This window comes from Streptomyces yunnanensis, assembly GCF_029011865.1.
Classification (GTDB): domain Bacteria; phylum Actinomycetota; class Actinomycetes; order Streptomycetales; family Streptomycetaceae; genus Streptomyces; species Streptomyces yunnanensis.
Map to the genome: position 1 here is coordinate 1,772,199 of NZ_CP095749.1, position 25,370 is coordinate 1,797,568.

At 69.9% G+C, this 25,370-nt stretch carries 16 protein-coding genes and 4 pseudogenes; 12 read left to right on the plus strand and 8 right to left on the minus strand.

Going from position 1 to position 25,370, the window contains the following annotated elements; genetic code table 11:
* Positions 1-436 precede the first annotated feature (436 nt).
* A pseudogene (locus MOV08_RS07815) lies at positions 437-1,829 on the minus strand (IS1380 family transposase).
* A 455-nt stretch (positions 1,830-2,284) separates the two neighbouring features.
* Positions 2,285-3,355 (minus strand): hypothetical protein, encoded by a 1,071-nt coding sequence (locus tag MOV08_RS07820; protein ID WP_275306824.1) that lies wholly within the window; start codon positions 3,353-3,355, stop codon positions 2,285-2,287.
* A gap of 614 nt (positions 3,356-3,969) precedes the next feature.
* Here MOV08_RS07820 and MOV08_RS07825 point away from each other — a divergent pair.
* Together MOV08_RS07825 and MOV08_RS07830 are read left to right on the plus strand one after the other, a co-directional pair.
* The gene (locus MOV08_RS07825; protein WP_275306825.1) at positions 3,970-6,942 is read left to right on the plus strand and encodes an FG-GAP-like repeat-containing protein; all 2,973 of its coding nucleotides are present in this window, start codon (positions 3,970-3,972) and stop codon (positions 6,940-6,942) included.
* A 451-nt stretch (positions 6,943-7,393) separates the two neighbouring features.
* Positions 7,394-8,821 (plus strand): lytic murein transglycosylase, encoded by a 1,428-nt coding sequence (locus MOV08_RS07830; protein WP_275306826.1) that lies wholly within the window; start codon positions 7,394-7,396, stop codon positions 8,819-8,821.
* Positions 8,822-8,890: 69 nt separating this feature from the next.
* On the opposite strand, the pseudogene MOV08_RS07835 reads toward MOV08_RS07830, so the two are convergent.
* Positions 8,891-9,555: pseudogene (locus MOV08_RS07835) on the minus strand (IS256 family transposase); the annotation flags it as partial.
* A gap of 61 nt (positions 9,556-9,616) precedes the next feature.
* Between MOV08_RS07835 and MOV08_RS07840 the strand changes: the two are divergent.
* Positions 9,617-10,434 (plus strand): IS5 family transposase gene (locus tag MOV08_RS07840; protein ID WP_420834141.1). Its coding sequence is split into 2 segments (ribosomal slippage): positions 9,617-9,968 and positions 9,968-10,434, totalling 819 coding nucleotides; the frame shifts between segments, so codons are not numbered across the junction.
* Here the strand turns inward: MOV08_RS07840 and MOV08_RS07845 are convergent.
* Together MOV08_RS07845 and MOV08_RS07850 are read right to left on the minus strand one after the other, a co-directional pair.
* Positions 10,435-11,004: pseudogene (locus tag MOV08_RS07845) on the minus strand (IS256 family transposase); the annotation flags it as partial. It lies immediately after the preceding gene.
* A gap of 382 nt (positions 11,005-11,386) precedes the next feature.
* Entirely contained in the window at positions 11,387-11,809 is a 423-nt protein-coding gene (locus MOV08_RS07850; protein WP_275306827.1) for a YjbQ family protein, read from the minus strand.
* A gap of 502 nt (positions 11,810-12,311) precedes the next feature.
* Between MOV08_RS07850 and MOV08_RS07855 the strand changes: the two genes are divergently transcribed.
* From MOV08_RS07855 to MOV08_RS07875, 5 genes and pseudogenes are all read left to right on the plus strand, one after another.
* Positions 12,312-13,184: an ABC transporter permease gene (locus tag MOV08_RS07855; protein WP_275306828.1), complete on the plus strand. Its 873-nt coding sequence runs from the start codon at positions 12,312-12,314 to the stop codon at positions 13,182-13,184.
* Positions 13,157-14,065 carry an ABC transporter ATP-binding protein gene (locus MOV08_RS07860; RefSeq protein WP_420834142.1) on the plus strand — a complete coding sequence of 303 codons (909 nt, stop codon included), beginning with the start codon at positions 13,157-13,159 and terminating at the stop codon, positions 14,063-14,065. The genes MOV08_RS07855 and MOV08_RS07860 overlap by 28 nt, the downstream gene beginning before the upstream one ends.
* Before the next feature lie 146 nt (positions 14,066-14,211).
* Complete coding sequence (locus tag MOV08_RS07865; protein ID WP_275306829.1) at positions 14,212-15,288, plus strand: ABC transporter substrate-binding protein; 1,077 nt, start codon at positions 14,212-14,214, stop codon at positions 15,286-15,288.
* 1 nt (position 15,289) lies between these two features.
* Positions 15,290-16,495, plus strand: a complete 1,206-nt coding sequence (locus MOV08_RS07870) for an LLM class flavin-dependent oxidoreductase (RefSeq protein ID WP_275306830.1) — start codon at positions 15,290-15,292, stop codon at positions 16,493-16,495.
* Between the two features lie 82 nt (positions 16,496-16,577).
* Positions 16,578-17,066: pseudogene (locus MOV08_RS07875) on the plus strand (NAD(P)-binding protein); the annotation flags it as partial.
* Between the two features lie 113 nt (positions 17,067-17,179).
* Here MOV08_RS07875 and MOV08_RS07880 read toward each other — a convergent pair.
* The 3 genes from MOV08_RS07880 to MOV08_RS07890 all read right to left on the minus strand — a co-directional run bounded on the left by MOV08_RS07880 (position 17,180) and on the right by MOV08_RS07890 (position 20,829).
* The gene (locus MOV08_RS07880; RefSeq protein WP_275306831.1) at positions 17,180-18,349 is read right to left on the minus strand and encodes an adenosine deaminase; all 1,170 of its coding nucleotides are present in this window, start codon (positions 18,347-18,349) and stop codon (positions 17,180-17,182) included.
* An 81-nt stretch (positions 18,350-18,430) separates the two neighbouring features.
* Positions 18,431-19,201 (minus strand): GntR family transcriptional regulator, encoded by a 771-nt coding sequence (locus tag MOV08_RS07885; RefSeq protein ID WP_275306832.1) that lies wholly within the window; start codon positions 19,199-19,201, stop codon positions 18,431-18,433.
* Between the two features lie 299 nt (positions 19,202-19,500).
* Positions 19,501-20,829: an MFS transporter gene (locus MOV08_RS07890; protein WP_039630565.1), complete on the minus strand. Its 1,329-nt coding sequence runs from the start codon at positions 20,827-20,829 to the stop codon at positions 19,501-19,503.
* 230 nt (positions 20,830-21,059) lie between these two features.
* Between MOV08_RS07890 and MOV08_RS07895 the strand changes: the two genes are divergently transcribed.
* The 4 genes from MOV08_RS07895 (at position 21,060) to MOV08_RS07910 (ending at position 25,323) form a co-directional block, all read left to right on the plus strand.
* The gene (locus MOV08_RS07895) at positions 21,060-21,860 is read left to right on the plus strand and encodes a (Fe-S)-binding protein (RefSeq protein ID WP_275306833.1); all 801 of its coding nucleotides are present in this window, start codon (positions 21,060-21,062) and stop codon (positions 21,858-21,860) included.
* Positions 21,857-23,350, plus strand: a complete 1,494-nt coding sequence (locus MOV08_RS07900; protein ID WP_275306834.1) for a lactate utilization protein B — start codon at positions 21,857-21,859, stop codon at positions 23,348-23,350. The genes MOV08_RS07895 and MOV08_RS07900 overlap by 4 nt, the downstream gene beginning before the upstream one ends.
* Entirely contained in the window at positions 23,347-23,997 is a 651-nt protein-coding gene (locus MOV08_RS07905) for a LutC/YkgG family protein (RefSeq protein WP_275306835.1), read from the plus strand. The genes MOV08_RS07900 and MOV08_RS07905 overlap by 4 nt, the downstream gene beginning before the upstream one ends.
* Positions 23,998-24,144: 147 nt before the next feature.
* On the plus strand, positions 24,145-25,323 hold the full coding sequence (locus MOV08_RS07910) for an SGNH/GDSL hydrolase family protein (RefSeq protein WP_275306836.1): 1,179 nt from the start codon (positions 24,145-24,147) through the stop codon (positions 25,321-25,323).
* Positions 25,324-25,370 lie beyond the last annotated feature (47 nt).

Here is a 25,370-nt window from a genome sequence, read left to right on the forward strand (position 1 = left end):
AGCTCGCCCCTCCCCGGTTCCGGCCAAACTCACCCGACCCCACGCCGCAGCACCTCAAAAACGGATCCCAAGGGATTTACCAAGCCCATCCGAGGACCTGCGCATCATCCAGGCGCTCGTCACCGAAGCTGAGGCGCAGGGACATATCGCTCCACTCGGACCGCCATAAGGCGCTCCCCACTCCCCCACCGCCCAAAACAAAGAGATCACTGCTTAGCAGCCCCGGACCTCGATCGCACTGAGCAAGCGGCCATCCCTCATTACGGCACAACCCAAGCATGCCCCCTTAGCCTCGATTCACCGGCCCGGTTCTGACGTGATCATTTCTGTGTTCTCGGGGAGGTGGCTGGTCGGAGGGCATGCGGTACCCGCTGGTCTGCCCAGCTTTTCCACATGGGTTTCGGTCGGGCCTTCGCGGGCGGATGAACAGGGTCGGTCACGCTGTTGGGGGCGCATGGGCGGCAGTGAAAAGTTCGGTGAACGCGTCGCGCCAGCGCCACTGTTCGGGCAGGTGCAGCGTCAGGCGTCGGGCTGACCGTGCCAGGCGGGCGGGAACGTGAATCAGGTGTGCGCGGAGGGTGGCGGTGGTGGCCTTGCTGTGGAAGACGGAGGCCAGTGCTCCGGCGCTTCGTAGCAGGTTGTGGGTGAGGGCCCACAGGGTCAGCCAGGCGGCGTTGGCGTTGAAGTGTCCGGAGGGCAGGTGCGCGAGGGGCCGGCCTTGCCGTCGGCGATGACCTGCTCGATGACCGCGTGGTGGCGGTGCTGCTGTTCGGCCTGGAGGGTTTCGAAGGGGCTGTCGGTGAAGAACGGGTGGTAGCGCCAGGTGGGGAACAGCTCGCCCTGCTCGCCGACGGTGGCAGGTTTGGCCAGGTCACGCACGCGCCGCACGATCAGTCGGGCGGTGACGTGCTCGGCTTTCTTCCGGCCGGTGAAGGCGGTGTAGGCGCCGATCTCGGCGACTTCCGCGTCCGAGATCAGCTCGCCGGTGTCGGGATCGACGACGGCCCTGGGATAGCGGATCGGCTGCCAGGCATCGTCGGGGATGGTGGCGACGGCCCGTTTGATGGACGGGTTCATGCCGCAGGCCAGGGAGAAGTGGGCGCCGGCCCGGCGGCAGGCAGCGACCACATCGGCGTTGTAGAACTGCGAATCGGCCCGCAGGATGCGGATGCCGGTGCAGCCGGCCTCGCCAGCGGTGGCCAGGGCCTCGGTGACCAGCCGCTCGGCGCCGCGGGAGTCGGCCGCCTTGCCCTGCCGCAGTCGGACCGCGGCGATCACCGGCCGCGCTGTCGGGGTGCAGATCGTGGCCAGCAACGGGTGCAGGGTACGTATCCCTTGAACCGGCCGACCTGGGCGCCCTGCTTGGCGGGGCCGAATACGCGCTTATGGGTGGAGTCGACGTCGATGAAGGCGACTTGGTCGGCGCCGGGCAGCAGCGGGGTGTGCAAGGCCAGGTTCCGCAGGAACTTCCGGTGCACCGCGTGGAGTTGCAGAGCATGGCCGTGGGTGAAGGAGCGCAGGAACGTGCCCAGTGTCGAAGGAGCACGGATCCCCGAGAACGCCGCCGGTATGGCGCCGTGCCGCAGCCGGTCCGCGTCCTCGATGCTGTCCGCTCCCGCGCACATCGCCGCCACCAGCGAGGTCACCTTCGCAACCGGGTTCGCCCCACCGCTGTTGTCCGCGCCGTCGATCCGTACCGTGGCGCGGACCAGCTGTGAAAGCCGTCCCCGCTCGGCAAGACGCATCACCGGGACCAGACCAGCGTCCGCGACCAGATTCCGATCGTCGAACACGGCACAGACCGCCGAAGCGGCATGGGAAGATTGCATCTCGCGGATGTTCTCTCGATCTGTGGACTTGGGACTGTAGGAAGAACCATCATCCCAGGTCAGAGAGCATCCGCGTTCTCATGTCCGGGCTCTGGACCGGCCATTGATCGGTGAATCGAGGCTTAGCCGCCCTGCTCCCGGCTGCATGCACGGGGCACCAGATGCTCCTCAAGGCGGATATCGACAGAGATCGACTCCGAAATCGAGCCTACGCAACAGCTCGACATCCGAAGCCATTCGCCGCCCGATCTGCGACACACGAGGCGACGACATGACTATCCGTCAGTTTTAGCTGACGGGTAGTCATGAATGTCAGCATCGAGTCAGCATGCGTCCTGCCAAAGGTGGTGACAGGTGGCGACACATGCACATGTACCAATCCGCCCCACACTACCTCTGAGCTGCAAAGATGCTGGCCAACCCGCTACACCCGCAACATCGCCACTGACCCGGTGTCAATGGTATCCGAAGTGATACTGAGTACCATCGGGCGCTGTAACCCGCCAGTATTCGCCGTCGTTGTCACCGTTGCCACGGTCGAGGTCGGTCAGCCTCTCTACCCTGGTGCCATCATCATGCTTGAGCTTCCAGGCTCCGGTCTTGTCGTCCTTGACCAGTTCATTGGTCACACCGTTGAGCGAGATGGTGGCGTTGTCGGTGCCCCAGCATTGGTCACCGTTCTTGGCTTTGTTGTTGCCGTCCTTCATGTCGTCGATACACGACTTGTAACGACGCTCGATGAAGTTCTCAGACAATGACCAACCATCACCGACCCAGTTAGCCTGATTGTTGGTCGCCGCAGTACGGCCGTCGACTGCCTGTGACGAATAGCTGAGGTCCAGCTTGGGTTCAAGCCCTCCTGGCACCTTGGGCGGCGTCATGGGGTAAGACCAAGTGAAGCCGCCTGCGGCGCCGCCGGCCTCCCAGGAACCCGACGGGGACATAGAGGTAGCTTTGTAGTCGCCCGAGGAGCCTGACACGGCAGCAGTTGCAGCTAGCAACATAGGGGCAGCCATTGCCGATCGGAGTGCCGCTCCACCCGCGTGCGCTTCTTTCCCGTCGCTGGAGGAGGGAAGCGTCACTTTGGCTTTGAGCTTGCCGGCGTCGACGTCGTTGTTGACCTCTTTGAGCGGTACGCGTGCCCTGCACTTGTCGTTGCCTGGATCGGTTATCGCGCATCCAGGAAGCTGAACGAGCGTGAGGCGAGAGGCCCAATCACCGCCGTAGGCGTACCGGAAGCCGGAGTAGTCGAGTTCGAATTCGATGTCACCTCCGGAGGTCGCTCGCCCTTGTGGGCTGATCTTGAGGAGGACGCCCTCGACGTTCGCCTTGTCTGCCGCCGAGCGATCCAGGGTTTCAACGACTACCTTGTCAGGCGTCGGTTCCTTCTTCTCTGACGCTCCTTGTGCGCTTGCCAGCGTCACAGGAAGCGTGCCAGCCCTCAGTTGCCTTACGGGGCGGCGCCCGGAACTTGCTTCGGTCTTGACCAGGTCCGCTGTTGCCTTGCCGGGTTTGGGCCAGGTCACTGACGGCGCTTGCTTCCAGGCATTGGCTGCGGCGTGGTCTCCTCCTGCCGCTTGACGGGACCTCACCTCCGAAACCGGCACAGGCTTGGTCTGCTCGGGGACCGGTATCCGCGATTGTCTTGTCGAAACGGCAGTTGCTGGTGCCGTCGACAGCATTCCCGAGGCCAGCGCCAGCGTGATTGCGCTCGCTATCACCCCCCGCCACGACTGGGGTCTCAGTCTCGTCAGACGTGGTTTTCCTGTGGCTGAACCACAGTTGAAGGAACGCAGCACACTGCCCTCCATGATCGATGAAGTAACCCAGGAACATTAGCTTCCCTTTACATTGACCATAGGGGGCCAAGGTCCCGAAACGGACAGGGCGAAAGTCCCGGAAACCTTCGAGGTAACGCTGGGATCTCGATCCCATCCAGACTTTCGTTACTCCAGCGACCATGGCCCCTTGCATTACGCTCTTTTGACGCGCACTTACCTGAGCTGCTTCGACAGCTTGGTGTACTTGCATCTCTTCTTGCCGCATCACCCCGGAAGGACTGGACGTGCCCGCACCCCCCTCGCGAAGACGACTCAGGCATTGGCGTTCTCTGCTGGCCTGTGCTATAGGAGGAGGGCTCGTGGTGACCGCCATGCCATCAATATCCCTCGCAGTTCCAGCAGTTGACGGTAAGGAATCTGTCGCCCCTGCCTCAGAGGTGCAGCGTGCAGTGGAACGCGCCGCTGAAACCGGAACACCGGTTGAGTTGACATCGCACAGGACCGAGTCATCCTCGGTTTTCGCCAACCCCTCCGGGACGTTCACTGAGGAACGACACAGCGTTCCCCAACGCGTCCGGAAGCAAGGCAGGTTGCTGGATATCGACCCCACCTTGCAGAGTGCTGAAAATGGAACGCTTTCAGCCAAGGCCACTGCCGTGGGGATCGAGTTCTCCGGTGGCGGCAAGGGCCCCCTGGTAACGGTCACCCGGGACGGCCGAAGCCTGTCCCTGTCCTGGCCGGGTGAGCTGCCAAAGCCAACAGTGGCCGGGGACACCGCGACGTACCCGAATGTGCTGCCCGACGTGGATCTGAAGCTACGCGCGGGCAACGACGGATTCGGTCAGCTTCTGGTGGTGAAAACACCCAAGGCCGCCGCCAACCCGGATTTGAAGTCCATCCAGTACGGCATGACGACCGACGGAGTGGACGTCTCCACTGACACGCACGGCAACATTTCGGCTGTCAACCCTGCCGGGCAACAGGTGTTCGCAGGGCCGACACCCCGGATGTGGGACAGCTCCAGCACGAAGGAGAAGACGCAGACGTTTGCGGCAGTGCCGCGCTCAGCCACCAATGCCTCCGAAGAGCCACAAAACCAGGTTCCGCAGGACGAGTTCCTACCTCGGCCAGGCGCCAAGGAATCAGCCCTGGGTGTGGCGGTGTCGGGCAACAACCTGGCACTCAAGCCAGACACTGACGTGCTGGCAGGCAAGGGTACGCAGTACCCGGTCTACATCGACCCGTACATCAGCGGGTCACGCCTGGCCTGGACGATTGCCTACAAGAAGTACCCCAACAGCACCTTCTACAACGGGGCCGGCTGGATCGAGCGGGACGGGAAGAAAGGCACCTCCACGGCCCGGGTCGGCTACGAGAACGAGACCAACGGACTCGGGCGGTCCTTCTTCAGCATGAGCACCCGCAACCTGTGGGGCAAGGAGGTCATCAAGTCCACCTTCCGAATCAAGAACACCTGGTCCTGGTCGTGCGAGAAGCGCGAGACCCAACTCTGGGATACCGGGTCCATCAGTTCCAGCACCAGTTGGAACAACCAGCCTTCCTGGCAGCGGAAGGTGGCCCACACTACGGAGAGCCGGGGCTGGGGTGGCAACTGCCCCGCCGGCAACCTGGCCTTCGACGTGACCTCGGCGGCCAAGGACGCCGTGAAGAACAAGTGGGCCCAGTGGACTCTGGGCCTGCGCGCCGCCAACGAATCAGACGTCTACGGGTGGAAGAAGTTCGACGCCAAATCCGCCGTACTGTCCACCGAGTACAACACCCCGCCCAATGCGCCATCCAACCTCGACACCTCGCCCAGTACCCGGGTGAACGGCAGTTGCAGCCCCTCGAACGGCGGATACGTGACGCTGGGCAATACCGATGTCGCCCTCACCGCCAAGATCAGTGACCCGGACGGCGGCACGCTCAAGGCCCGGTTCATCGTGTGGCCCACCGGCGGTTCGGGGTTCGTCCTGGACAAGACCATCTCCGTGACCAGCGGCACCATCGCGCGGGTCGCCATCCCGAAAACCACCTTCCAGAACAAAGACGGCGTCACCTTCTCCTGGCAGGTCCAGGCCCAGGACGGCAGGACTACGTCGGCCTGGACCCCGAATCCACCGTGCCGCTTCCGCGTGGACACCACACGCCCCAGTACGCCCCCGAGCATCGCCTCAGACCAATACCCCGACGGCAGCAACGGCTGGCCCACCAAGACCGGCATCGCCCGCACACCGGGCACCTTCACCCTCTCCTCAGGCGGTGTGAAGGACGTCCAGAAGTACGAGTACTTCACCGAATGGGACGCCACCGTACGGACCGCAACTCCTGCCTCCGCCGGAGGCTCCGCATCCGTCAAGCTCACCCCCATGGCCGCCGGGCCCCACATGCTCTACGCCCGCAGCCTGGACAAGGCGAACAACCGCTCCGACCTGGCTGCCTACCTGTTCTACGTCAACAGCTCAGGCCAAAAGGACGCCCCCGGCGACCTCAACGGCGACGGCCACCCCGACATGTACGCCGTCACCAAGGACGGCGAACTCCAGCTCTTCAACGGCCTTGGCGACGGCCGCCTGGGCCCGAAGGCCAAGGCCAGCGACCGCAGTTTCAAGGACTCGCTGATCACACACCGCGGCGACTGGACCGGTGACGGCTACGAGGACCTCATCGAGCACCGCTACGACCCCGTCGACAAGACCAAGAAGCTCTACGTCCACCCCAACGAGGGCCACGGCCACCTGTCCGGCAACACCGCACCGATGGAACTGCGCCTGTACGACCAGGCCAACAACCACTGGCAGAAAGCCGACCAGATCCTGGCCGTGGGCGACCTCGACGGGCCGACCGACCTGGACGGCGACGGCGTCATCGGCGACTACGACCTTCCTTCCTATCCGGACCTCCTCGTCCGCGAAGGCAAGCTGGTGTGGCTCTACTTCGGGTCTGCGTCCGGCTACCTGGACGAGAACCCCGACCAGCCACCGCTGCTCCTCAACGCCCATAACACCGAAGGCATCGACCTTTTCGCTCCCGGTGACTTCGACCATGACGGGCACGCCGATCTCGGCGTCCGCAGCCTCGACAACGGCGCCGTGGGCGTCTACCGCGGTGCGGCGCTGTACGGCACCGCACCCGGCAACCCCGTTCTCGTCGGTCAAGGATTCACCCTCGACAAAACACCACTGATGACCTCGCCTGGGGACGCTGACCACGACGGCAAGTTCGACGTCTGGCTCGTCACCACCGACGGAACCCTGTGGTGTTACCCGGGCAACGAGGTACTGCGCTTCCGCGTCGGTGAGGGCTGGAAGGACTACCGAGCCATCAGCTGATCCGAACCCCACTCGCGCTACACGTGGGGCCGGCCCATGAGCGCCGGCCCCACGCCTATTCCCCATCAAGGAAATACCGCACGTGAAGATTCGAATGGTCCCTCTCGCCCGCCGGAGCCTGTGCGTTGTCGCCCTCGCTGCCACACTCACGACGGCTGCAACCGCCGGCCCCCTGACGGCCGATGCAAGTGAAGCTACCCCCGCCCCGGGAAACCCCCAGGCCCAGCCCCGTGGTGTGCCTGATCTGGACCCGCCCAGCGCGACGAGGGGCGACCAGGACAGCAGCAAAGGGAAATCCGCGTCGGGTACAGAGGAAGAAGATCTGACCCGGGCGAAGGGCACCGGGATACCGGCGACCGCACTGGACGCATACAAGAAGGCTGCGCAGGCAGTGACAGGCAGTCGGCCTGGCTGCCATCTCCCATGGGAACTGGTCGCCGGGATCGGGCGAGTGGAGTCCGTACACGCCTCCGGCTACGGGCTGCGCACCGACGGCTCCACGGAGAAGCCGATCCGCGGGCCGCGACTGGACGGGCACGGCTTCGCACTGATCCGCGACACCGACGGCGGCCGCTGGGACGGCGACACCGAGTTCGACCGGGCCGTCGGTCCCACCCAGTTCATCCCCTCCACCTGGCAGACGTGGGGCGCCGACGGCAACGGCGACGGAAACAAGGACCCCAACAACATCTACGACGCCGCCCTGGGGACCGCCCACTACCTGTGCGCCGGCGACCGCGACCTGCGCCACAGTGCCGACCTGGACCGTGCCATCCTGAGCTACAACAACTCCCGCGCATACGTGAATGTCGTGCTGGAGTGGATGCGCACCTATCAAGGCGGCACCGTCACCGGGATCCCCGACGACTCCCCGGCCACACCACACCGGCCGGATCCAGCTGCGCCGTCAACGTCCCTACCCTCGCGCAGGGTTGCCTTGAAAGCAGGGCCCCTTCCGCTAGCCGACCGGCCGGGCACCTCTAGCCGGCCCACCCCCACACCCACGTCTCCGGCCAAACCCCGGCCGGAGACCACACCGCAGCCCGAGACCAAGCCAACCCCCGGCACCGAAACAGCCCCTGGCACCAAGCCCACGCCGAGGCCCACTCCCCAGCCTCATAGTGCCACCGCCCTGCACCGCCTCGGGGCTGCGACTCTGGAGACCGCCGCGGGCACGGATCCGGACCGACAGCTCCAGGTACGCGCCACCGATACCCACGGCGCCCCGGTACCCGGTGCGAAGGTGACGTACGAGATCGGCGGGGCCGAAGGCGCCGCCACAGCACAGTTCCCACACAATGCACGCCGTGTCGCCGTCACCGCCAACCGAGAAGGCATCGCCGCCGCACCGCGCCTCCGCGTCGGTGACATCCCCGGCCTGGTCACCGTCCGCGCCATCCTGCACGGCAGCGCCACCATCCGCGCCGTGGCCTTCACCATCACCATCCGCCCCGTCCCTGCGGATGCCCTGACCCTCCTCGCCGGCCCCCTGCCCGAGACAGCGGCCGGACGCCCCTTCGCTGGCCCGGTCCGGATCCGCGCCACCGCCCAGGGCAAGCCGGTCGCCGGTACCCGGCTCACCGCCACTCTCCTCACCGGTACGGAACAGCCTGGCGACCACACCGGCCCCATCGAGAACCACCAGGGCCCCTACTTCACGACCAAGCAAGACGAGCACGACGGGCAGAACAAACAGGGCGAGAACGGTGAACCCGTCCAGGCCCTTACCCTCCCCGCCACCGGTCCCAATGGCATCGCCACCCTCCCGCGCCTCCACGCCGGCCTGCGAACCGGCACCTACACCCTCCGCGTCACCACTGGCGAAGGCACCACCCTGGACATCCCCGTCACCGTCACTGCGACGAACCCAAAGCACTGACCTCACGATGCCCCGACCGTCCGCCAAGGGCCTGTAGAGTCTTTTGGTGTAACTGGGTTGGTTTGTCTGTCAGATGCGGGCTGCTGAGAGGCGGCCGTCGAAGGTGATGTCGAACGCCTGAAGAGCCCGCTTCCAGCGGCTGGTCCACCGCTTGCGGCCGGTGCCGGTCGGGTCCAGGCTCATCACCGCGAGGTAGACGCACTTCAACGCGGCGGCCTCCGAGGGGAAGTGTCCGCGGGCCCGAACGGCCCGGCGGATGCGTGCGTTGACGCTCTCGATCGCATTGGTGGTGCAGACGATGCGGCGTATCTCGGCGTCGAACTGCAGGAAGGGCACGAATTCGGCCCAGGCGTTCTCCCAGAGCCGCACGATCGCCGGATACTTTTCGCCCCAGATCTCGGTGAATTCCAGGAAGCGGGTGGTGGCCGCATCCTCGGTCAGCGCCGTGTAGACCGGCTTGAGAGCCTTGGCAATCTTGTCCCAGTCCTGCCGGGCCGCGTATCGGAACGACGCCCTCAGAAGATGAACCACGCACGTTTGCACGATAGTTCGGGGCCAGACCTCGCTGACCGCGTCGGGCAGACCCTCAGCCCGTCGCAGACGAGCATCAGCACGTCCTCCAGGCCGCGGTTCTTCAGTTCCGTCAGCACCCGCAGCCAGTGCTTGGCTCCCTCGCCCCCGTCGCCGGCCCACAGGCCGAGGATGTCGCGGTGCCCCTCGGCCGTGACGGCTAAGAGGTCCTAACAGAAGTGGTTGATCATGTGACTGCTGGCCTATTTGCTCGTTGGTCTGGTCGTGGGGAAACGTCAGTCGCGGCCGTGGATCGTGTCGGATGAACTGTGGGCGTTGGTCGAGCCGTTGCTGCCCAAGCCGGGGCCGAAGCTGGTTGAGGGGCGGCCGAGGGTGCCGGACCGGCAGGCGTTGTGCGGGATCCTGTTCGTGCTGCACACCGGCATCCAGTGGGAGTACCTGCCGCAGGAGCTGGGCTTTGGTTCGGGTATGACCTGCTGGCGGCGGCTGGCCGCCTGGAATGCCGCCGGGGTGTGGGACCAGCTGCATGTGCTGCTGTTGAAGAAGCTGCGGTCGGCGAAGAAGCTGGACTGGTCCCGGGCGGTGATCGACTCTTCCCATGTGCGGGCGGCCCGTAGGGGCCCAAAAGCGGTCCCAGTCCGGTCGATCACGCACGGCCGGGCAGCAAGCACCACGTCGTCACCGACGCCCAAGGCATCCCGCTCGCGGTGTCGCTGACCGGCGGCAACCGCAACGACGTCACCCAACTCCTGCCCCTGCTCGACAAGATCCCCCCTGTCGCCGGGGTTGTCGGCCGGCCCCGCCACCGGCCCGACGCACTGCTCGCCGACCGTGGCTACGACCACGACAAGTACCGGCGTCTGCTGTGGCAGCGCGGCATCCGTCCCGTGATCGCGCGGCGAGGCGAGCCACACGGCTCCGGCCTGGGCGTCTTCCGATATGTCGTCGAACGAACCATCGCCTGGCTGCACGGCTTCCGTCGCCTGCGCATCCGATGGGAGCGACGGGACGACATCCATGAAGCCTTCCTCGGACTCGCTACATGTCTCATCACCTACAGACACGTCCAACGCCTTTGTTAGGACCTCTAAGGCCATGTAGATCGGACGGTTGGCGACCTGCCCGTCCCTGATCTTGACGTTGACGCAGTCGATGAACACGACTGGATAGACAGGATCCAGAGGCCGGTTCTGCCACTCGGCCATCCCCTCCATGACGGAGTCCGTGATCGTGGAGATGGTGGCCTTGGAGACCTCGGCTCCGTATACCTCGGCGAGATGGGCCGATATCTCACCGTGCGTGAGGCCCTTGGCGGACAGCGACAGCACCATCTCGTCGACGCCGGTCAGCCGGCGCTGCCGCTTCTTGATGATCTGCGGCTCGAACGAGCCCTCCCGATCCCGGGGCACCTCGATCTCCACCGGCCCGACGTCCGTCAGGACGGTCTTGGACCGCTTGCCGTTCCGGGAGTTCCCGCCGTTCTTCCCGGCAGGGTCGTGCTTGTCATAGCCGAGATGATCGGTCATCTCGCCGTCGAGCGCAGACTCCAGCAGCCGCGTCGTCAGCTGCTGCAAAAGTCCGCCCTCTCCGGTCAGCTGCAGCCCGTCGACCTGGGCCCGACAGACAAGCTCCTCGATGAACCTCTCGTCCACCGCTGCCCGCGCCGCCTCAACGGGCACGGTCCCGGGCTCTGCCTCGGCTGCGTTCTCGCTGGTCACAGGTGCAATCCTCCATGATCGGAGTTACACCGTTCTTTTTACAGTCCCGGTCCGTGGCTCCGGACACCTCCCAGTCGTCGGCCCAGCCGATGATGTGGCCGCCGACAGATGCGGCGGCTGTCAGAACGTCCTCCCGTTGGCGCTCCGGGGACGATGTGGCCAGCTTCATGCGAGACAGGCGCCGCACGCCGAGCAGGCACTTTCCGCATCCGTCATAGAGGCGTTCGATCATGTTCAGGTCCGTACCGCGCAAAGCTTCTCCGTTTCGAGCACGCAGAGTACGGAGATTTCGCGGCCACTCCCAGGACGATCTTGGTCAGCCTAGGAAGCTCAGTCGAACCTTACGGTTGACATTAGAGATGTTGGTGTCGACCAGGCACACCGACTGCCAGGTGCCGAGGGCGAGTTCGCCGGCGAGGACCGGGAGGGTGGCGTGTGGGGGGACGAGGGCGGGGAGGACGTGGTCGCGGCCGTGGCCGGGGGTGCCGTGGCGATGGCGCCAGCGGTCGTCGGCGGGCAGGAGGTCGTGGAGGGCGGCGAGCAGATCGTCGTCGCTGCCGGCGCCGGTCTCCAGGAGCGCGACGCCCATCGTGGCGTGCGGCGTGAAGACGTTCAGCAGTCCGTCGCGGCCCTGTGCCGTGTCCCGTAGGAAGTCGACGCACTCGTGGGTCAGGTCGTGGACCGTCTCCGTGGAGCCGGTGCGTACGTCAATCTCTCGTGTCGTGAAGGTTGCAGCCATGCGGTGATGTTCTCAAAGAAGACAAAGAAGGCGAAGGAGGGGAAGAAGGGGAAGAAGGCGAAGGAGGGGAAGGAGGGGAAGGAGGGGAGGGGGTGAAGGAGACCGGCATGCGCGCGGGGAGGGGGTGAGAGGTGGGCGCAATGGTCGGTCAATGTTGTGGCAACAAAGGTCCGGGGGCCGAGACGGGGGTTTGACCGGTCCTGGGGGCGGCGCTACGTTCGTCGGCATGTCTACGTCAGCCCTGCTCACCACGCGCGGTCACATCGACCTGCTGCGGGTGGCCTCTGCCGCGTGTTGTCGCCGCGGCCGCGGTTGTTGACGTTCTTTCCGTTCGTGATCCGCGGATCCGCTCGCTGAATCTGCTGGGTTTTCTGTCGTCCGGGCCGGGCGTTTCGGTGCCGATCGTGGTGCGGCGCGCGGTGCCGCGGCGCTGACCGTGGTGTGCAGCGGCGCGACCTGGTCCGGTGCGTGCGTTCGGGTTCTTCTGTGTCTGGGGTTGTTGATGAGCGGTGAGCAGGCTGCCGCGGCCGGACGGGTTCCGGCCGGTGTGCCGGTGGGGCCGGGCGGGGCCGTCGCGTTGTCCCGGGTGGTGCCGGTGTCGGGACGGCGGTGGACGGTGCCGCGGTGGGTGCGGCGGGCCGTGGGGCCGGTCGGACTGGTCGTGGTGTGGCAGGTGTTGAGCGCCGGCGGGGTGTTGCCGGCGGACCTGCTGGCGTCTCCGGTGGACATCGCCCGTACGGCCGGCGGCCTGGTAGCGGACGGGACGCTGCCGTCCGCAATGGGGGTGTCGCTGCAGCGGGTCGCGGTGGGGTTGGTGTCGGGCGCGGCCGTCGGGATCGCGCTGGCGCTGGTGTCGGGGCTCTCGCGGCTCGGTGAGGACCTGGTCGACGCGACCGTGCAGATGTTGCGGTCCATTCCCTGGGTGGGGGTCATTCCGCTCTTCATCATCTGGTTGGGGATCGGCGAGGCGCCGAAGATCGCGCTGATCGCGGTCGGGGTGGCGTTCCATCTGTATCTCAACGTGTACGCCGGGATCCGGGGCGTGGACGCGCAGTTGGTGGAGGCCGGGACGTCGCTCGGGCTGGGCCGGTGGGGGCTGGTCCGGCACGTGGTGCTGCCCGGGGCGCTGCCCGGCGCCATGACGGGGCTGCGGTACGCGCTGGCGACGGCCTGGCTGGCGCTGGTCTTCGGGGAGCAGGTCAATGCCGACGACGGGCTGGGCTTCCTGATGAACCAGGCCCGGGAGTTCTTCCGCACCGACGTGATCGTGGTGTGTCTGGTGGTCTACGCGATGCTCGGGCTCCTCGCCGATTTCCTCGTCCGTACCCTCGAAAGGCTGTTGTTGCAGTGGCGACCGACGTTCACGGGGCAGTGACCCCCGGCACCTCGACCCGGCCGCCCGAGTCGTCTCGGCCGTCGGAGCCGGTCGCGGCGGCTACGGTCGCCGGGGCGGCGGACGCGCAGGAGGGCGGCGGGTTCGCGGTGCGGGTCGACGGGCTGGTGCGGGAGTTCGACCGGCGGCGGGTCCTCGACGGGGTTCGACTCGACATCCGGGCGGGCGAGTTCGTGGCGCTGCTCGGGCGCAGCGGGTGCGGGAAGTCGACGTTGCTGCGGGTGCTGGCGGGGCTCGATCGGGAGATCGAGGGCGAGGTGCTGGTGCCGCGGCGCAGGGCGGTGGCGTTCCAGGCACCACGGCTGATGCCGTGGAAACGGGTGTGGCGGAATGTCGTGTTGGGACTGCCGGGTCGCCCCGAACGGGCCGTGGCGGAGCGGGCGTTGACGGAGGTCGGGCTCGATCACCGGGCGGATGCCTGGCCCAAGACTCTCTCCGGGGGCGAGGCGCAACGGGCGTCGCTGGCGCGGGCGCTGGTGCGCGATCCGGATCTGCTGCTGCTCGACGAGCCGTTCGGCGCGCTGGACGCGCTGACCCGGATCACCGCGCAGCGGCTGGTGGCCGAGGTGTGGCGGGAGCGGGGCTGCGCGGTGCTGCTGGTCACCCATGACGTCGAGGAGGCGCTGCTGCTGGCCGATCGCGTGCTGGTGATGGCGGACGGCCGGATCGCGCACGAGACGGCGGTGGAGCTGCCCCGGCCGCGGGACGTCGGGGACCCGCGGTGGACGGCGCTGCGCGCCCAACTGCTCGGCCGCCTGGGCGTGGCCGAAGCGGACGGCGGCGCGGAAAGCGGCATGGACAGCGGCAGGGACGGCGGCGCGGGCGCGCGGCGGACTCCTGACGGACGGGGTGCCGACAGATGACGTCCGGCGTCCGGCAGCTGACACCCGACGGGCCACCCGGCCCCGGCGCCATCCCGGCCGGCTCCACATCCCGACCGGCGCCACCCTCCCGACCAGCCCCGCCCCCTCCCGGTGGGGAACGGCAGAACGGAAGTGACGGACCCCTTATGAGACGTGCATCGATCACCGGCCGGGCGGCGGGCCGCCGCCGGCCGTCCCTCGCCCTGGCCGCACTGCCCCTCGTCCTGGTGCTGGCGTCCTGCGGCGGTGCCTCGCGGGCGGACGGGACCGGGGGCGGGCTCGGCGGTCGCACCGACGGCAAGGGGTCGCCGACGCTGAACGTCGGGGACCAGAAGGGGGGTTCGGAGTCGATGCTGCGGGCGGCCGGCGAGCTGGACGACCTGCCATACACGATCAAGTGGTCGACGTTCACCTCGGGACCGCCGCTGCTGGAGGCGGTCAACGCCGGGGCGGTGGACGTCGGGGCGGTCGGCAACACCCCGCCGGTGTTCGCGGGTGCCGCGCGCTCGAAGATCAAGGTGATCGCGGGGTCCCACAGCCGGTCGGACGGCGAGGCGATCCTGGTGAAGAAGGACTCGCCGCTCAGGTCCCCGGCGGAGCTCAAGGGCAGGTCGATCGCGGTGGCGCAGGGCAGTTCGGCGCACTACCAGTTGATCGCGTCCTTGCAGGCCGCGGGGCTCTCGCCGAAGGACGTCACGCTCAACTACCTCCAGCCGGCGGACGCGCTGGCCGCGTTCACCCGCGGGAAGGTCGACGCCTGGGCGGTGTGGGACCCGTACACCTCGCAGGCGCTCGACCAGGCCGGCGCCCGGATCCTGACGATGGGTCAGGGACTCGTGAACGGGCTGAGTTTCCAGGTCGCCGCGCCCGCCGCGCTGGACGACGGGGCGAAGTCGGCGGCGCTGAAGGACTACACGGCGCGGCTGCGGCGGGCCCAGGACTGGGTGTTCCGGCATCCGGCGGCCTGGGCGAAGACCTGGGCGAAGGCGACCGGGCTGCCGGAGGGGGTGGCGCGGGACGCGGTCCGGCGCACCCGGGGGACGGCGGTGCCGGTCGCGGTGGACCGGGCCGCCATCGGCTCCGAGCAGCGCATCGTGGACGCCTTCGCCGCGCTGAAGCTGATCCCGCGGTCCTTCGACTTCGGGGAGTTGGTCGATCCCCGCTTCAACGGCGGTCTGCCGCCTTCGGGCACGGCGCCGCGTACCTACGGAAAGGCCCAGTGACATGTCCGTACATCTGCATTGGTTCCTGCCGACCGGCGGTGACGGTCGGACCCTCGTGGACCGGCACGCCTACACCGACGGGGGCATCCGACGGGACCGGATCACCCCGGTGAGCGGGGTGCGCGCACCGGACGTCGGGTATCTGACGCAGATCGCAGGAGCCGCCGAGCAGTTGGGGTTCGAGGCGGTGCTCACCCCGACCGGTACGTGGTGCGAGGACGCCTGGCTGACGACGATGGCGCTGTCGCAGGTCACCGAGCGGCTGAAGTTCCTGGTGGCGTTCCGGCCGGGGGTGATCTCACCGGTGCTGGCCGCGCAGATGGCGGCCACCTTCCAGCGGGTCTCGCGGGGGCGGCTGCTGCTGAACGTGGTGACGGGCGGGGACTCGACCGAGCAGAAGCGGTTCGGTGACCATCTGGACCATGATCAGCGGTATGCGCGCACCGACGAGTTCCTGCGGATCGTGCGGGGGGTGTGGGGCGGCCGGCCGTTCGACTTCCAGGGGGAGCACTACCAGGTCGAGGGCGGGCTGACCGCGCTGCCGCCGGATCCGCTGCCGGAGATCTTCTTCGGTGGGTCCTCGGCGGCGGCCGGGCCGGTGGCGGCGCGGAACGTCGATGTCTATCTGACCTGGGGCGAGCCGCCGGAGCAGGTGCGGCAGAAGATCGACTGGATCCGAGGGCTGGCGGAGCGGGAGGGGCGGACGGTGCGGTTCGGGATCCGGCTGCACACCCTCTCGCGGGACTCCTCGAAGGAGGCGTGGGCGACCGCGAACCGGCTGCTGGACGATCTCGACCCGGACACCGTGGCCGCCGCCCAGCAGGCCCTGGGCAGGAGCGAGTCGGTGGGCCAGCAGCGGATGTTGGCGCTGCACGGCGGTTCGCGCGACGCGTTGGAGATCTCGCCCAATCTGTGGGCGGGGGTCGGCCTGGTGCGGGGCGGCGCGGGCACCGCACTGGTCGGCAGCCATGCCGAGGTGGCCGACCGGATCGAGGAGTACCACGCGCTGGGCGTCGAGCACTTCGTGCTGTCGGGATATCCGCACCTGGAGGAGGCGTACTGGTTCGGCGAGGGGGTCCGGCCGGAGCTCGCCGCGCGGGGGTTGCTGCCCGCCGGCCCGTCGCCGCTGGCCGGCGTCCCGGCGGCGAACGGGCGGCCGGCCTCGGCTCCGGGTGGCGCACCGCTGCTGGTGGCCGGCGGGCGCTGAGCCGGACGCGGCACGCGCGGTGGGGTCGGGCGGGAAGATCCCGGCCCCACCGCGAGTTAGTAGAAACGTGAACTACACCGGGGTGCGCGAGGTCGAGGTCGTGGTGATCGGCGCCGGGCAGGCGGGCCTGGCCGCCGCCTTCCATCTGGGACGCACCGGCTACCGGCCGGACGCGGACTTCGTGGTCCTCGACCACTCCCCGCACCCCGGCGGCGCCTGGCAGTTCCTCCCCCAGCTGGTCGTCGGTGGCCCGCACCTCGGCCGTCCAGCAGCTGATCGAGATCGCGCCGGTGGCCGCGGCGACGACCTGGGTGACCCGCCGGCCGCCGGTGTTCCGCACCGGGCCGTCGAGGCCGATGTGCTGCTGTACGCGACCGGCTTCCGGGCCGCCATCGACCATCTCGCGCCGCTGCGGCTGCGCGAGGCGGGCGGCGGCATCCGGATGGCCGGGACCCGGGCGGTGCGCGACCCCCGGGTGCACCTCGTCGGCTACGGGCCGTCCGCCAGCACCGTCGGCGCCAATCGGGCGGGCCGGTCCGCGGTCCACGAGATCCGGCGGCTGCTGGCCGGGACGGCGGACGGACCGCCGGCACCGGACGGATCGCGGCGGGCCGGGGCCGGGATCCGGGGCACGGCCGTACCCGGTCCCCGCCCGGCCGACGACCTCGTGGGGCGGGCGCCCGGTTACGCGGCCGGCGCGGCGGCCGTCCCGTCCACCGGGACGCGGCTGAGTTCCCGGGCCCGCAGCCGGGCGTAGCCGGGCCGGATCACCTCGTTGATCAGGGCGGTCCGCTCGTCGAAGGGCAGGAAGGCGGCCTTGGCGGCGTTGACCGTGAACTCCTCCAGTTCGGCGGTGCCGTAGCCGAAGGTGTCCCGCAGGTGCTGGAACTCCTGCGTCATGGTGGTACCGCTGACCAGGCGGTTGTCGGTGTTGAGGCAGACCCGGAAGCCGAGCCGGCGGAGCAGGTCGATGGGGTGCTCGGGGTAGCTGGCGGCGGCGCCGGTCTGGAGGTTGGAGGTCGGGCAGACCTCCAGGGCGATCCGCATGTCGCGGACGTAGGAGGCGAGCCGGCCGAGGGTGACCTGGCCGTCCGCGCCGATCGTGATGTCGTCGGTGATGCGGACGCCGTGGCCGATGCGGTGGGCGCCGCAGCGCAGCACCGCCTCGTGGATGGAGTCCATGCCGACCGCCTCGCCGGCGTGGATGGTGACCCGGGCGCCCTCGGCGCGCAGGTAGTCGAAGGCTTCGGCGTGCCGGCTCGCCGGGTTGCCGATCTCGCCGCCGGCGATGTCGAAGCCGACCACGCCGCGGTCGCGGTGGGCGACGGCGAGCCGGGCGATCTCCGGGGACCGGTCGGCGTGCCGCATGGCACACAGCAGCGTGCCGATGCGGATCCGGTGGCCGGCCGCGGCGGCGCGGCGCTCGCCGTCCCGGAAGCCCTCGTTGACCGCGTCGACGACCTCGTCGAGGGTGAGGCCGTCGGCCAGGTGCTGCTCGGGGGCGTAGCGGACCTCGGCGTAGACCACGCCGTCGGCGGCCAGGTCCTCGGCGCACTCGGCGGCGATCCGGGACAGCGCCGCGCGGGTCTGCATCACGGCGCAGGTGTGCGCGAAGGTCTCCAGGTAGCGCTCCAGGGAGCCGGAGTCGGCGGCGTCGCGGAACCACACGGCCAGGGCGGCGGGGTCGGTGGTGGGCAGGTTCCGGTAGCCGATGGCCGCGGCCAGCTCGATGATCGTCTCCGGGCGCAGACCGCCGTCGAGGTGGTCGTGGAGGAGCACCTTGGGGGCGCGGCGGATGCGCTCCCGGTCGAGGGCGTGGGCGGACTGCGGCGGAAGCTTGTCAGACAAGGTCATGGGGCGGGAGTATGACACGTCCCACCGCCACCGGGCGACCGGGTCCCGGCGGGCGGTCGGGCCCGGCGGCGTCCGGGCCGGTCAGCGCGCCTGCCACACCGGGAGCGCGGGGGCGCCCGGCGGCAACATGTGCTTGGCCGCCAGCAGCGGTGTGCGCTCCAGCCGTACGACCTGGGTGACCAGCACGCCGGGGGTGTCGGCGGGGCGGCCCAGCTGCGCGCCGCGCTGCCGGCCGAGGGTGGTGGCCACGATGGTGCTGCTGCCGGTCAGCGGCAGCCCGCGCCCGGCGTCCAGCAGCAGGCCGAGCATCGACGACGCCCCGCCGCCGGGCCCCTCGAACGCCGCGACGGCGTCCGGCAGCAGCTCCGCCAACGTCTCGTCCGAGGCCCACTCCTGGGTCAGGCAGGCCGGGAGGCCGCCGACCTCGATCACGCTCTCCCAGAAGCGCACCTCGCCGTGGGCCGGCAGGACCAGGTGCTGGGTGGAGAAGTCGGTGGGCTCCTCGCGAGTGCGGGCCAACGGCACCGTCACGACCTGCCGGCCCGCCCCGAGCAGCGACTCCACCGGCTTGAGGAACTCGAAGCCGCGCGGCGGCAGATGGTGGCTGACCGTGCGGCCCACCCCGCGCCGCACGGTGATCACGCCGTCCTCCTGGAGCAGGATCAGCGCCTCGCGCAGCGCCGGACGGCTCACGCCCAGTTCGGCGGCGAGCCGGGGCTCGGTGGGCAGGGTCGAGCCCGGCGGATAGGTGCCGGCGCGGATGGCCTCGACCATCCGCTCGTACAGCGCGACGACCGGCCGCCGCTGGGGCCGGCCCGCACCGTTCCCCCGCTCCCGTTGTCTGCCAACCATCTGCGCCTCCCCGCGTCCGTGGTCCGACCGCCCGCACCGCGCCCCGGGCAGGCGCGCACGGCCAGTTTCCCACCGAGGAGGCGCCGGTGACCGTCCAGCCCGACTCGCCACCCGAGAGCCGGGGCCACGGAGACCGCCCCCTCACTCCCCCTTGTCAGACAACACATCAGACAACACATCGGACAACACGCTTCCCAACAGACAGGCGCCGCTCCCCCTCGTCCCGGGCGGGGAGCGGCGCCTTCCGTGCGTCGGCGGGTCAACTGCCGTGGTGGGCCGGGCGCTTGGCCAGCGGCCGGCTACTTCTCCAGCGGCCGGTGCGCGGTCTCCGGCAGCGCCAGATAGACGAAGAAGGACACCAGGCAGATCACCGCGACATACCAGGGGAAGAGGTCCGGATGGCCGGCCTGCTTGAACCACGTGCCGACGTACGGGGCGGTGCCGCCGAAGAGCGCGACGGTCAAGGAGTACGGGAAGCCGATGCCGGCGGCGCGCACCCGGGCCGGGAAGAGCTCGGCGTTCACCGCGGCGGCGATCGAGGTGTAGCCGGTGAGCAGCACCATGCCGGCGCACTGCACCAGCAGCAGGGAGACGAACGCGTCGGTGACCAGGTGGAGCAGCGGCACCGCCGACACGGCGAAGCCCAGCGCGAAGACGAGCAGCATCGGCTTGCGGCCGATGCGGTCCGAGAGCAGACCGCCGAGCGGCTGGAGCAGCGCGAAGAAGGCCAGCGACAGGGTGCCGACGGTGAGCGCGTCGCCCTTGTCGAAGCCGGCGTTGACCTGCGCGTAGGTGGGGAGGTAGGTGGTCCAGGTGTAGTACGCGATGGTGCCGCCGGCGGTGATGCCGCAGATCAGGAGCGACTGGCGGGGGTAGCGGCGCAGGCCCTCGAAGAGGCCGGGACGGCCGGCCGATTGCGCGGTACCGGCTCCCGCGGCATCGGGCTCCTGGGTCAGGGTCTCCCGGGCGCCACGCCGGATCCACAGCCCGAGCAGACTCAGCAGGGCGCCGAGGAGGAACGCGATCCGCCAGCCCCACCGGCCCATCTGGTCCTCGGTGAGCAGCCCGGCGAGCAGCGCCCCGGTGCCGGCGGCGAGCAACTGGCCGGCGGTGGTGGAGACGTACTGGAAGCTGGCGAACAGGCCGCGCCGGCCCGGCCCGGCGGACTCCACCAGGAACGTGGTGGACGCCGCGAACTCGCCGCCCACCGACAGGCCCTGCACCAGCCGGGCGACGACCAGCACGATCGGGGCGAGGACGCCGGTGGCCGCGTAGGTGGGGGTGAGCGCGACCAGCAGGCTGCCGCCGCCCATCAGGAGAATGGTCAGGGTCAGCGCGGCGCGCCGGCCGCGCCGGTCGGCGACCGCGCCCATCAGCAGCCCGCCGATCGGTCGCATGAAGAAGCCGACCGCGAACACCGCGAAGGTGGAGAGCAGCGGCACCAGGGAGTTGCCGGCGCCCTTGGGGAAGACCTGGTCGGCGAAGTAGACGGCCAGGAAGGAGTAGGCGTACCAGTCGTACCACTCGACGGCGTTGCCGATGGAGGCGGCGGCCAGTTGCCGCAGCCTCGACGGCGGACGGTCGCCGCCGGGTGCCCGGTCCTCGGCTATGGGCTGTGCGCTCGACATGGTCCTTAAGCTCCCGGTCCTTCTCCTTGGCCTGCCGCTGGGGCAGGATGACCCGACAGGTGATCATGTACCGATGAGGCGGGTCGCCGCCAGGGGAAATGGCCGGTCGGGCCGCAGCCGCAAGACCGCGGAAAGGCGGTGGCAATGTTGCGGCAACGTCCGGGCGATGCCCGGTGGTCCGCCGCCCCGGCCGGCGGACCGCCGGGAGGCGAGCGCGAGGAGGAGGCACCGTGCGGGTAGCACTGTTCGTCACCTGCATCAACGACACGCTCCAACCACGGACCGGGCGGGCGGTGGTGACCCTGTTGGAGCGGCTGGGCGTCGACGTCGCCTTCCCGGCCGAGCAGAGCTGCTGCGGCCAGCCGCAGTTCAACACCGGCTACCGGCACGCCACCGAGCCGCTGGTGCACCGCTTCGACCGGGCGTTCAAGGACTACGACTACGTGGTGACCCCGTCCGGCTCCTGTGCGGCGATGGTGCGGGACAACTATCCGCGGATCGCGGCCAGGGCCGCGGCGGAGGGGCGCGGCCGGGAGCTGATCGGGGCCGCGGCGCGGGCCGTGCCCAAGACATACGAGCTGACGGAGTTCCTGGTGGACGTGTTGAAGGTGACCGACGTCGGCGCGTACTACCCGCACACCGTCACCTACCACCCCACCTGCCACGGCCTGCGGGCGCTGGGGCTCGGGGACCGGCCGCGGCGGCTGCTGGCGCAGGTCCGGGGGTTGACGCTGAAGGAGTTGCCGGGCGCCGAGGAGTGCTGCGGGTTCGGCGGGACGTTCGCGGTGAAGAATCCGGCGGTGTCGACCGCGATGGGCGCCGACAAGGTCCGGGCGGTGACCGGGACCGGCGCGGAGGCGGTCTGCACGGTGGACAACTCCTGCCTGCTGCACATCGGGGGCATGCTCGCCCGGCAGGGGTCGCCGGTCCGGCCGGTGCACCTCGCGGAGATCCTGGCGAGCACGGAGGCGGACACCGCGGCGGGCGACGCGGCCGGCCGGGCCGCCGGGGCGGAAGGAGGCGCGCGATGAGCCGCAGCTTCCTCGGGATGCCGGCGTTCCCCCGGGCCGCGGCCGTCTCCACCCGCGACCCCCGGCTGCGGGCCAACCTCGCCCACGCCACCCACACCATCCGCGACAAGCGGGCCCGGGCGGTGGCCGAGCTGGACGACTGGGCGCAGCTGCGGGCCGCCGGCGCCGCGGTGAAGGACCGGACGCTGCGTCATCTCGACCACTATCTGGAGCAGTTGGAGGAGTCGGTGGCCGCCGCGGGCGGCCATGTGCACTGGGCGGCGGACGCCGACGAGGCCAACCGGATCGTCACCCGGCTGGTCCGGGAGACCGGCGAGCGCGAGGTCGTCAAGGTCAAGTCGATGGCCACCCAGGAGATCGGCCTCAACGAGGCGCTGGCCGAGGCGGGCATCCGGGCGTACGAGACGGACCTGGCGGAGCTGATCGTGCAGCTCGGCGACGACCTCCCGTCGCACATCCTGGTGCCGGCGATCCACCGCAACCGCGGCGAGATCCGCGACATCTTCCGTCGGGAGATGGGGAAGTGGGGGCGTCCGGCGCCGGAGGGGCTCTCCGACTCCCCCGCCGAGCTGGCGGAGGCCGCCCGGCTGCACCTGCGGGAGAAGTTCCTCACCGCCAAGGTGGGGATCTCCGGCGCCAACTTCATGGTCGCCGAGACCGGCACCCTGGTCGTCGTGGAGTCCGAGGGCAACGGCCGGATGTGCCTGACCCTGCCGGAGACCCTGATCTCCGTCGTCGGCATCGAGAAGACCGTGCCGACCTGGCAGGACCTGGAGGTCTTCCTGCAGTTGCTGCCCCGCTCGTCCACCGCCGAGCGGATGAACCCGTACACCACCACCTGGACCGGGACCACGGACGGCGACGGGCCGCGGACCTTCCATCTCGTGCTGCTCGACAACGGGCGGACCGACACCCTGGCCGACGCGGTGGGCCGGCAGGCACTGCGCTGTATCCGCTGCTCGGCGTGTCTGAACGTCTGCCCCGTCTACGAGCGGGCCGGCGGGCACGCCTACGGGTCCCCCTACCCCGGCCCCATCGGTGCCATCCTCACCCCGCAACTGCGCGGCATGGCCAGCCCGTTGGAGGAGTCGTTGCCGTATGCGTCGTCGCTGTGCGGGGCGTGCTACGAGGTGTGCCCGGTGGCGATCGACATCCCGGAGGTGCTGGTGCATCTGCGGGAGCGGGTGGTCGAGGGCGGCCCGGTGACCCGGCGCGGGGCCCGGGTCGTCCTCAAACCGGCCAAGGGACATGCCGCGGAGCGGGCCGCGATGCGCGCCGCGGCCTGGGCGTTCGACCATCCCGGGGTGCTGCGCGGCGGGATGCGGCTGGCCGCCCGGACCCGGCGGCTGCATCCACGGCGGCTGCCGGGTCCGGGCCGCGCCTGGTCCGACACCCGCGCGCTGCCGACGGTGCCGGCCGAGTCGTTCCGCGACTGGTGGCAGCGCACCCGGGGCGATGCCGGGGGCAGCGAGACGGGAGGCGTCAAGTGAGCGGCAGGGACGTGGTGTTGGCGCGGGTGCGCCGGGCGTTGGCCGACGTACCGCGCGGCGAGGGGCCGCACGATCCGCCGGTCCCCCGGGACTACCGCCGGGTGCACGGCTCCCGGACGGTCGAGGAGACCGTGGAGCTGCTGGCGGAGAACCTCGCGGACTACCGGGCGGTGGTGCACCGCTGCGCGCCCGCCGGGCTGCCGGCGCTGATCGCCCGGCTGCTGGCGGCGCGCGGGGCGCGGACGGTGGTGGTGCCGGCCGGGCTGGACCCGCGGTGGCTGTCCGCGGCGGAGGTCGCCGCGCGCCCCGATCGGGCCACGGACACCGCGCGGGACCTGGCCGCGGTGGACAGCGTGGTGACGGGGTGCGCGCTGGCCGTCGCGGAGACCGGCACGCTGGTGCTGGACGCCGGACCGGATCAGGGGCGGCGCCGGATCACCCTCGTCCCGGACCACCACATCTGTGTGGTGCGGGTCCCGGATCAGGTCGTCGGGTCGGTCCCCGAGGCGCTGCCGCGGCTGGCCCCGGAGCGCCCGTTGACGTGGATCTCCGGGCCGTCGGCCACCAGCGACATCGAGCTCGACCGGGTGGAGGGGGTGCACGGCCCACGGACGCTGGAGGTGGTGCTGATGGCGGCGGACGGCTAGGGCGCCGCCGGGCCGCGCGGAGGGTGACCCTGTCGGTGGTACGCACCCGATGCGTACCACCGACAGGTGTCTGGGTACCCCGCGCGCCGGGCGGAAGACTCCTGGTCATCGCGATCGAGCAGCGGACCGAGAGGCAGACGGCAACCCATGAGCGACAACGACAACTCCCCTACCTGGCAGGCTGGTTGGGCCACCGCGGTGCAGCGGCCGAGCGTGGGGTTCCACAAGAACTGGGCCGAGGAGGGCTTCGCGGACCAGACCCTGCGGCAGACCGTGCGGGTCACCGGCGCGGGGACCCGGGCCCGGATCAAGCTCTCCAACCGGTACGGCACCGCGCCGCTGGAGGTGTCCGGCGCGAGCATCGCCCGGTCCGGCGACGGGGCGGCGGTGGCGGCCGGTTCGGTCCGGCGGCTGACCTTCGACGGGTCGGAGTCGGTGCGGATCCCGGCGGGCGCGGAGGTCTACAGCGACCCGGCGGAGGTGACCGTGGCGGCGCTGGAATCGCTCACCGTGTCGCTGTACGTCGCCGGGCCGAGCGGGCCGGCGACGTTCCACGCGCAGGCGTGGGCCACCACGTACCGGGCCGCGGGCGCGCAGTTGGGGGAGGTGGATCCGGCGGTCTTCGGGGAGACCACGGTGTCGTGGTACTACCTGGCCGCGGTGGAACTGGCGGACGGCGGTCCGGCACGGCGGGACACCGTGGTGCTGTTCGGCGACTCGATCACCGACGGCTTCGGGTCGACCGTCGACGCCGACCGGCGCTACTCGGACGCGCTGGCCGAGCGTCTGGCCGCCGAGGGCCGTCCGCTGCGGGTCCTCAACCTGGGCATCGGCGGCAATCTGCTGCTGAACGACTCGGAGTGGTTCGGTGAGCGGGCCGGGGCGCGGTTCGACCGCGATGTGCTGGCGCAGCCGGGCGTGCGCTCGGTGGTCGTGCTGGTCGGCCTGAACGACATCGGGTTCAGCGAGGTCGACCTGCCGACGTACAAGCCCGCCCCGGACAACGCCCCGGAGCAACTCATCGCGGGATACCGGGAGTTGATCGAGCGGGCGCATGCGGCGGGGGTGCGGGTCATCGGGGCGACGATCCTGCCGTTCAAGGGGTCGGAGTACCACACCCCGGCCGCGGAGGCGAAGCGTCGGGCGGTCAACGAGTGGATCCGGACGGGCGGCGCGTTCGACGCGGTGGTCGACTTCGCGGCGGTGATGGCGGATCCGGCCCACCCGGACGCGCTGCTGCCCGCCTACGACTGCGGGGACTTCAAGCACCCGGGCGACGAGGGGTACCGGGCGATGGCGCGGGCGCTCGATCCGGCCGCGCTCTGACCACCGGCCGGCTCCCCGCCGTCGCTCTCCCCCGGGTCGCCCCGGCC

Coding starts and splice junctions, on each gene's coding strand:
- MOV08_RS07850 (WP_275306827.1), bottom strand. CDS start 11,809: ATGGCTGCAACCTTCACGACACGAGAGATTGACGTACGCACCGGCTCC.
- MOV08_RS07855 (WP_275306828.1), top strand. CDS start 12,312: ATGAGCGGTGAGCAGGCTGCCGCGGCCGGACGGGTTCCGGCCGGTGTG.
- MOV08_RS07865 (WP_275306829.1), top strand. CDS start 14,212: ATGAGACGTGCATCGATCACCGGCCGGGCGGCGGGCCGCCGCCGGCCG.
- MOV08_RS07870 (WP_275306830.1), top strand. CDS start 15,290: ATGTCCGTACATCTGCATTGGTTCCTGCCGACCGGCGGTGACGGTCGG.
- MOV08_RS07880 (WP_275306831.1), bottom strand. CDS start 18,349: ATGACCTTGTCTGACAAGCTTCCGCCGCAGTCCGCCCACGCCCTCGAC.
- MOV08_RS07885 (WP_275306832.1), bottom strand. CDS start 19,201: ATGGTTGGCAGACAACGGGAGCGGGGGAACGGTGCGGGCCGGCCCCAG.
- MOV08_RS07890 (WP_039630565.1), bottom strand. CDS start 20,829: ATGTCGAGCGCACAGCCCATAGCCGAGGACCGGGCACCCGGCGGCGAC.
- MOV08_RS07900 (WP_275306834.1), top strand. CDS start 21,857: ATGAGCCGCAGCTTCCTCGGGATGCCGGCGTTCCCCCGGGCCGCGGCC.
- MOV08_RS07910 (WP_275306836.1), top strand. CDS start 24,145: ATGAGCGACAACGACAACTCCCCTACCTGGCAGGCTGGTTGGGCCACC.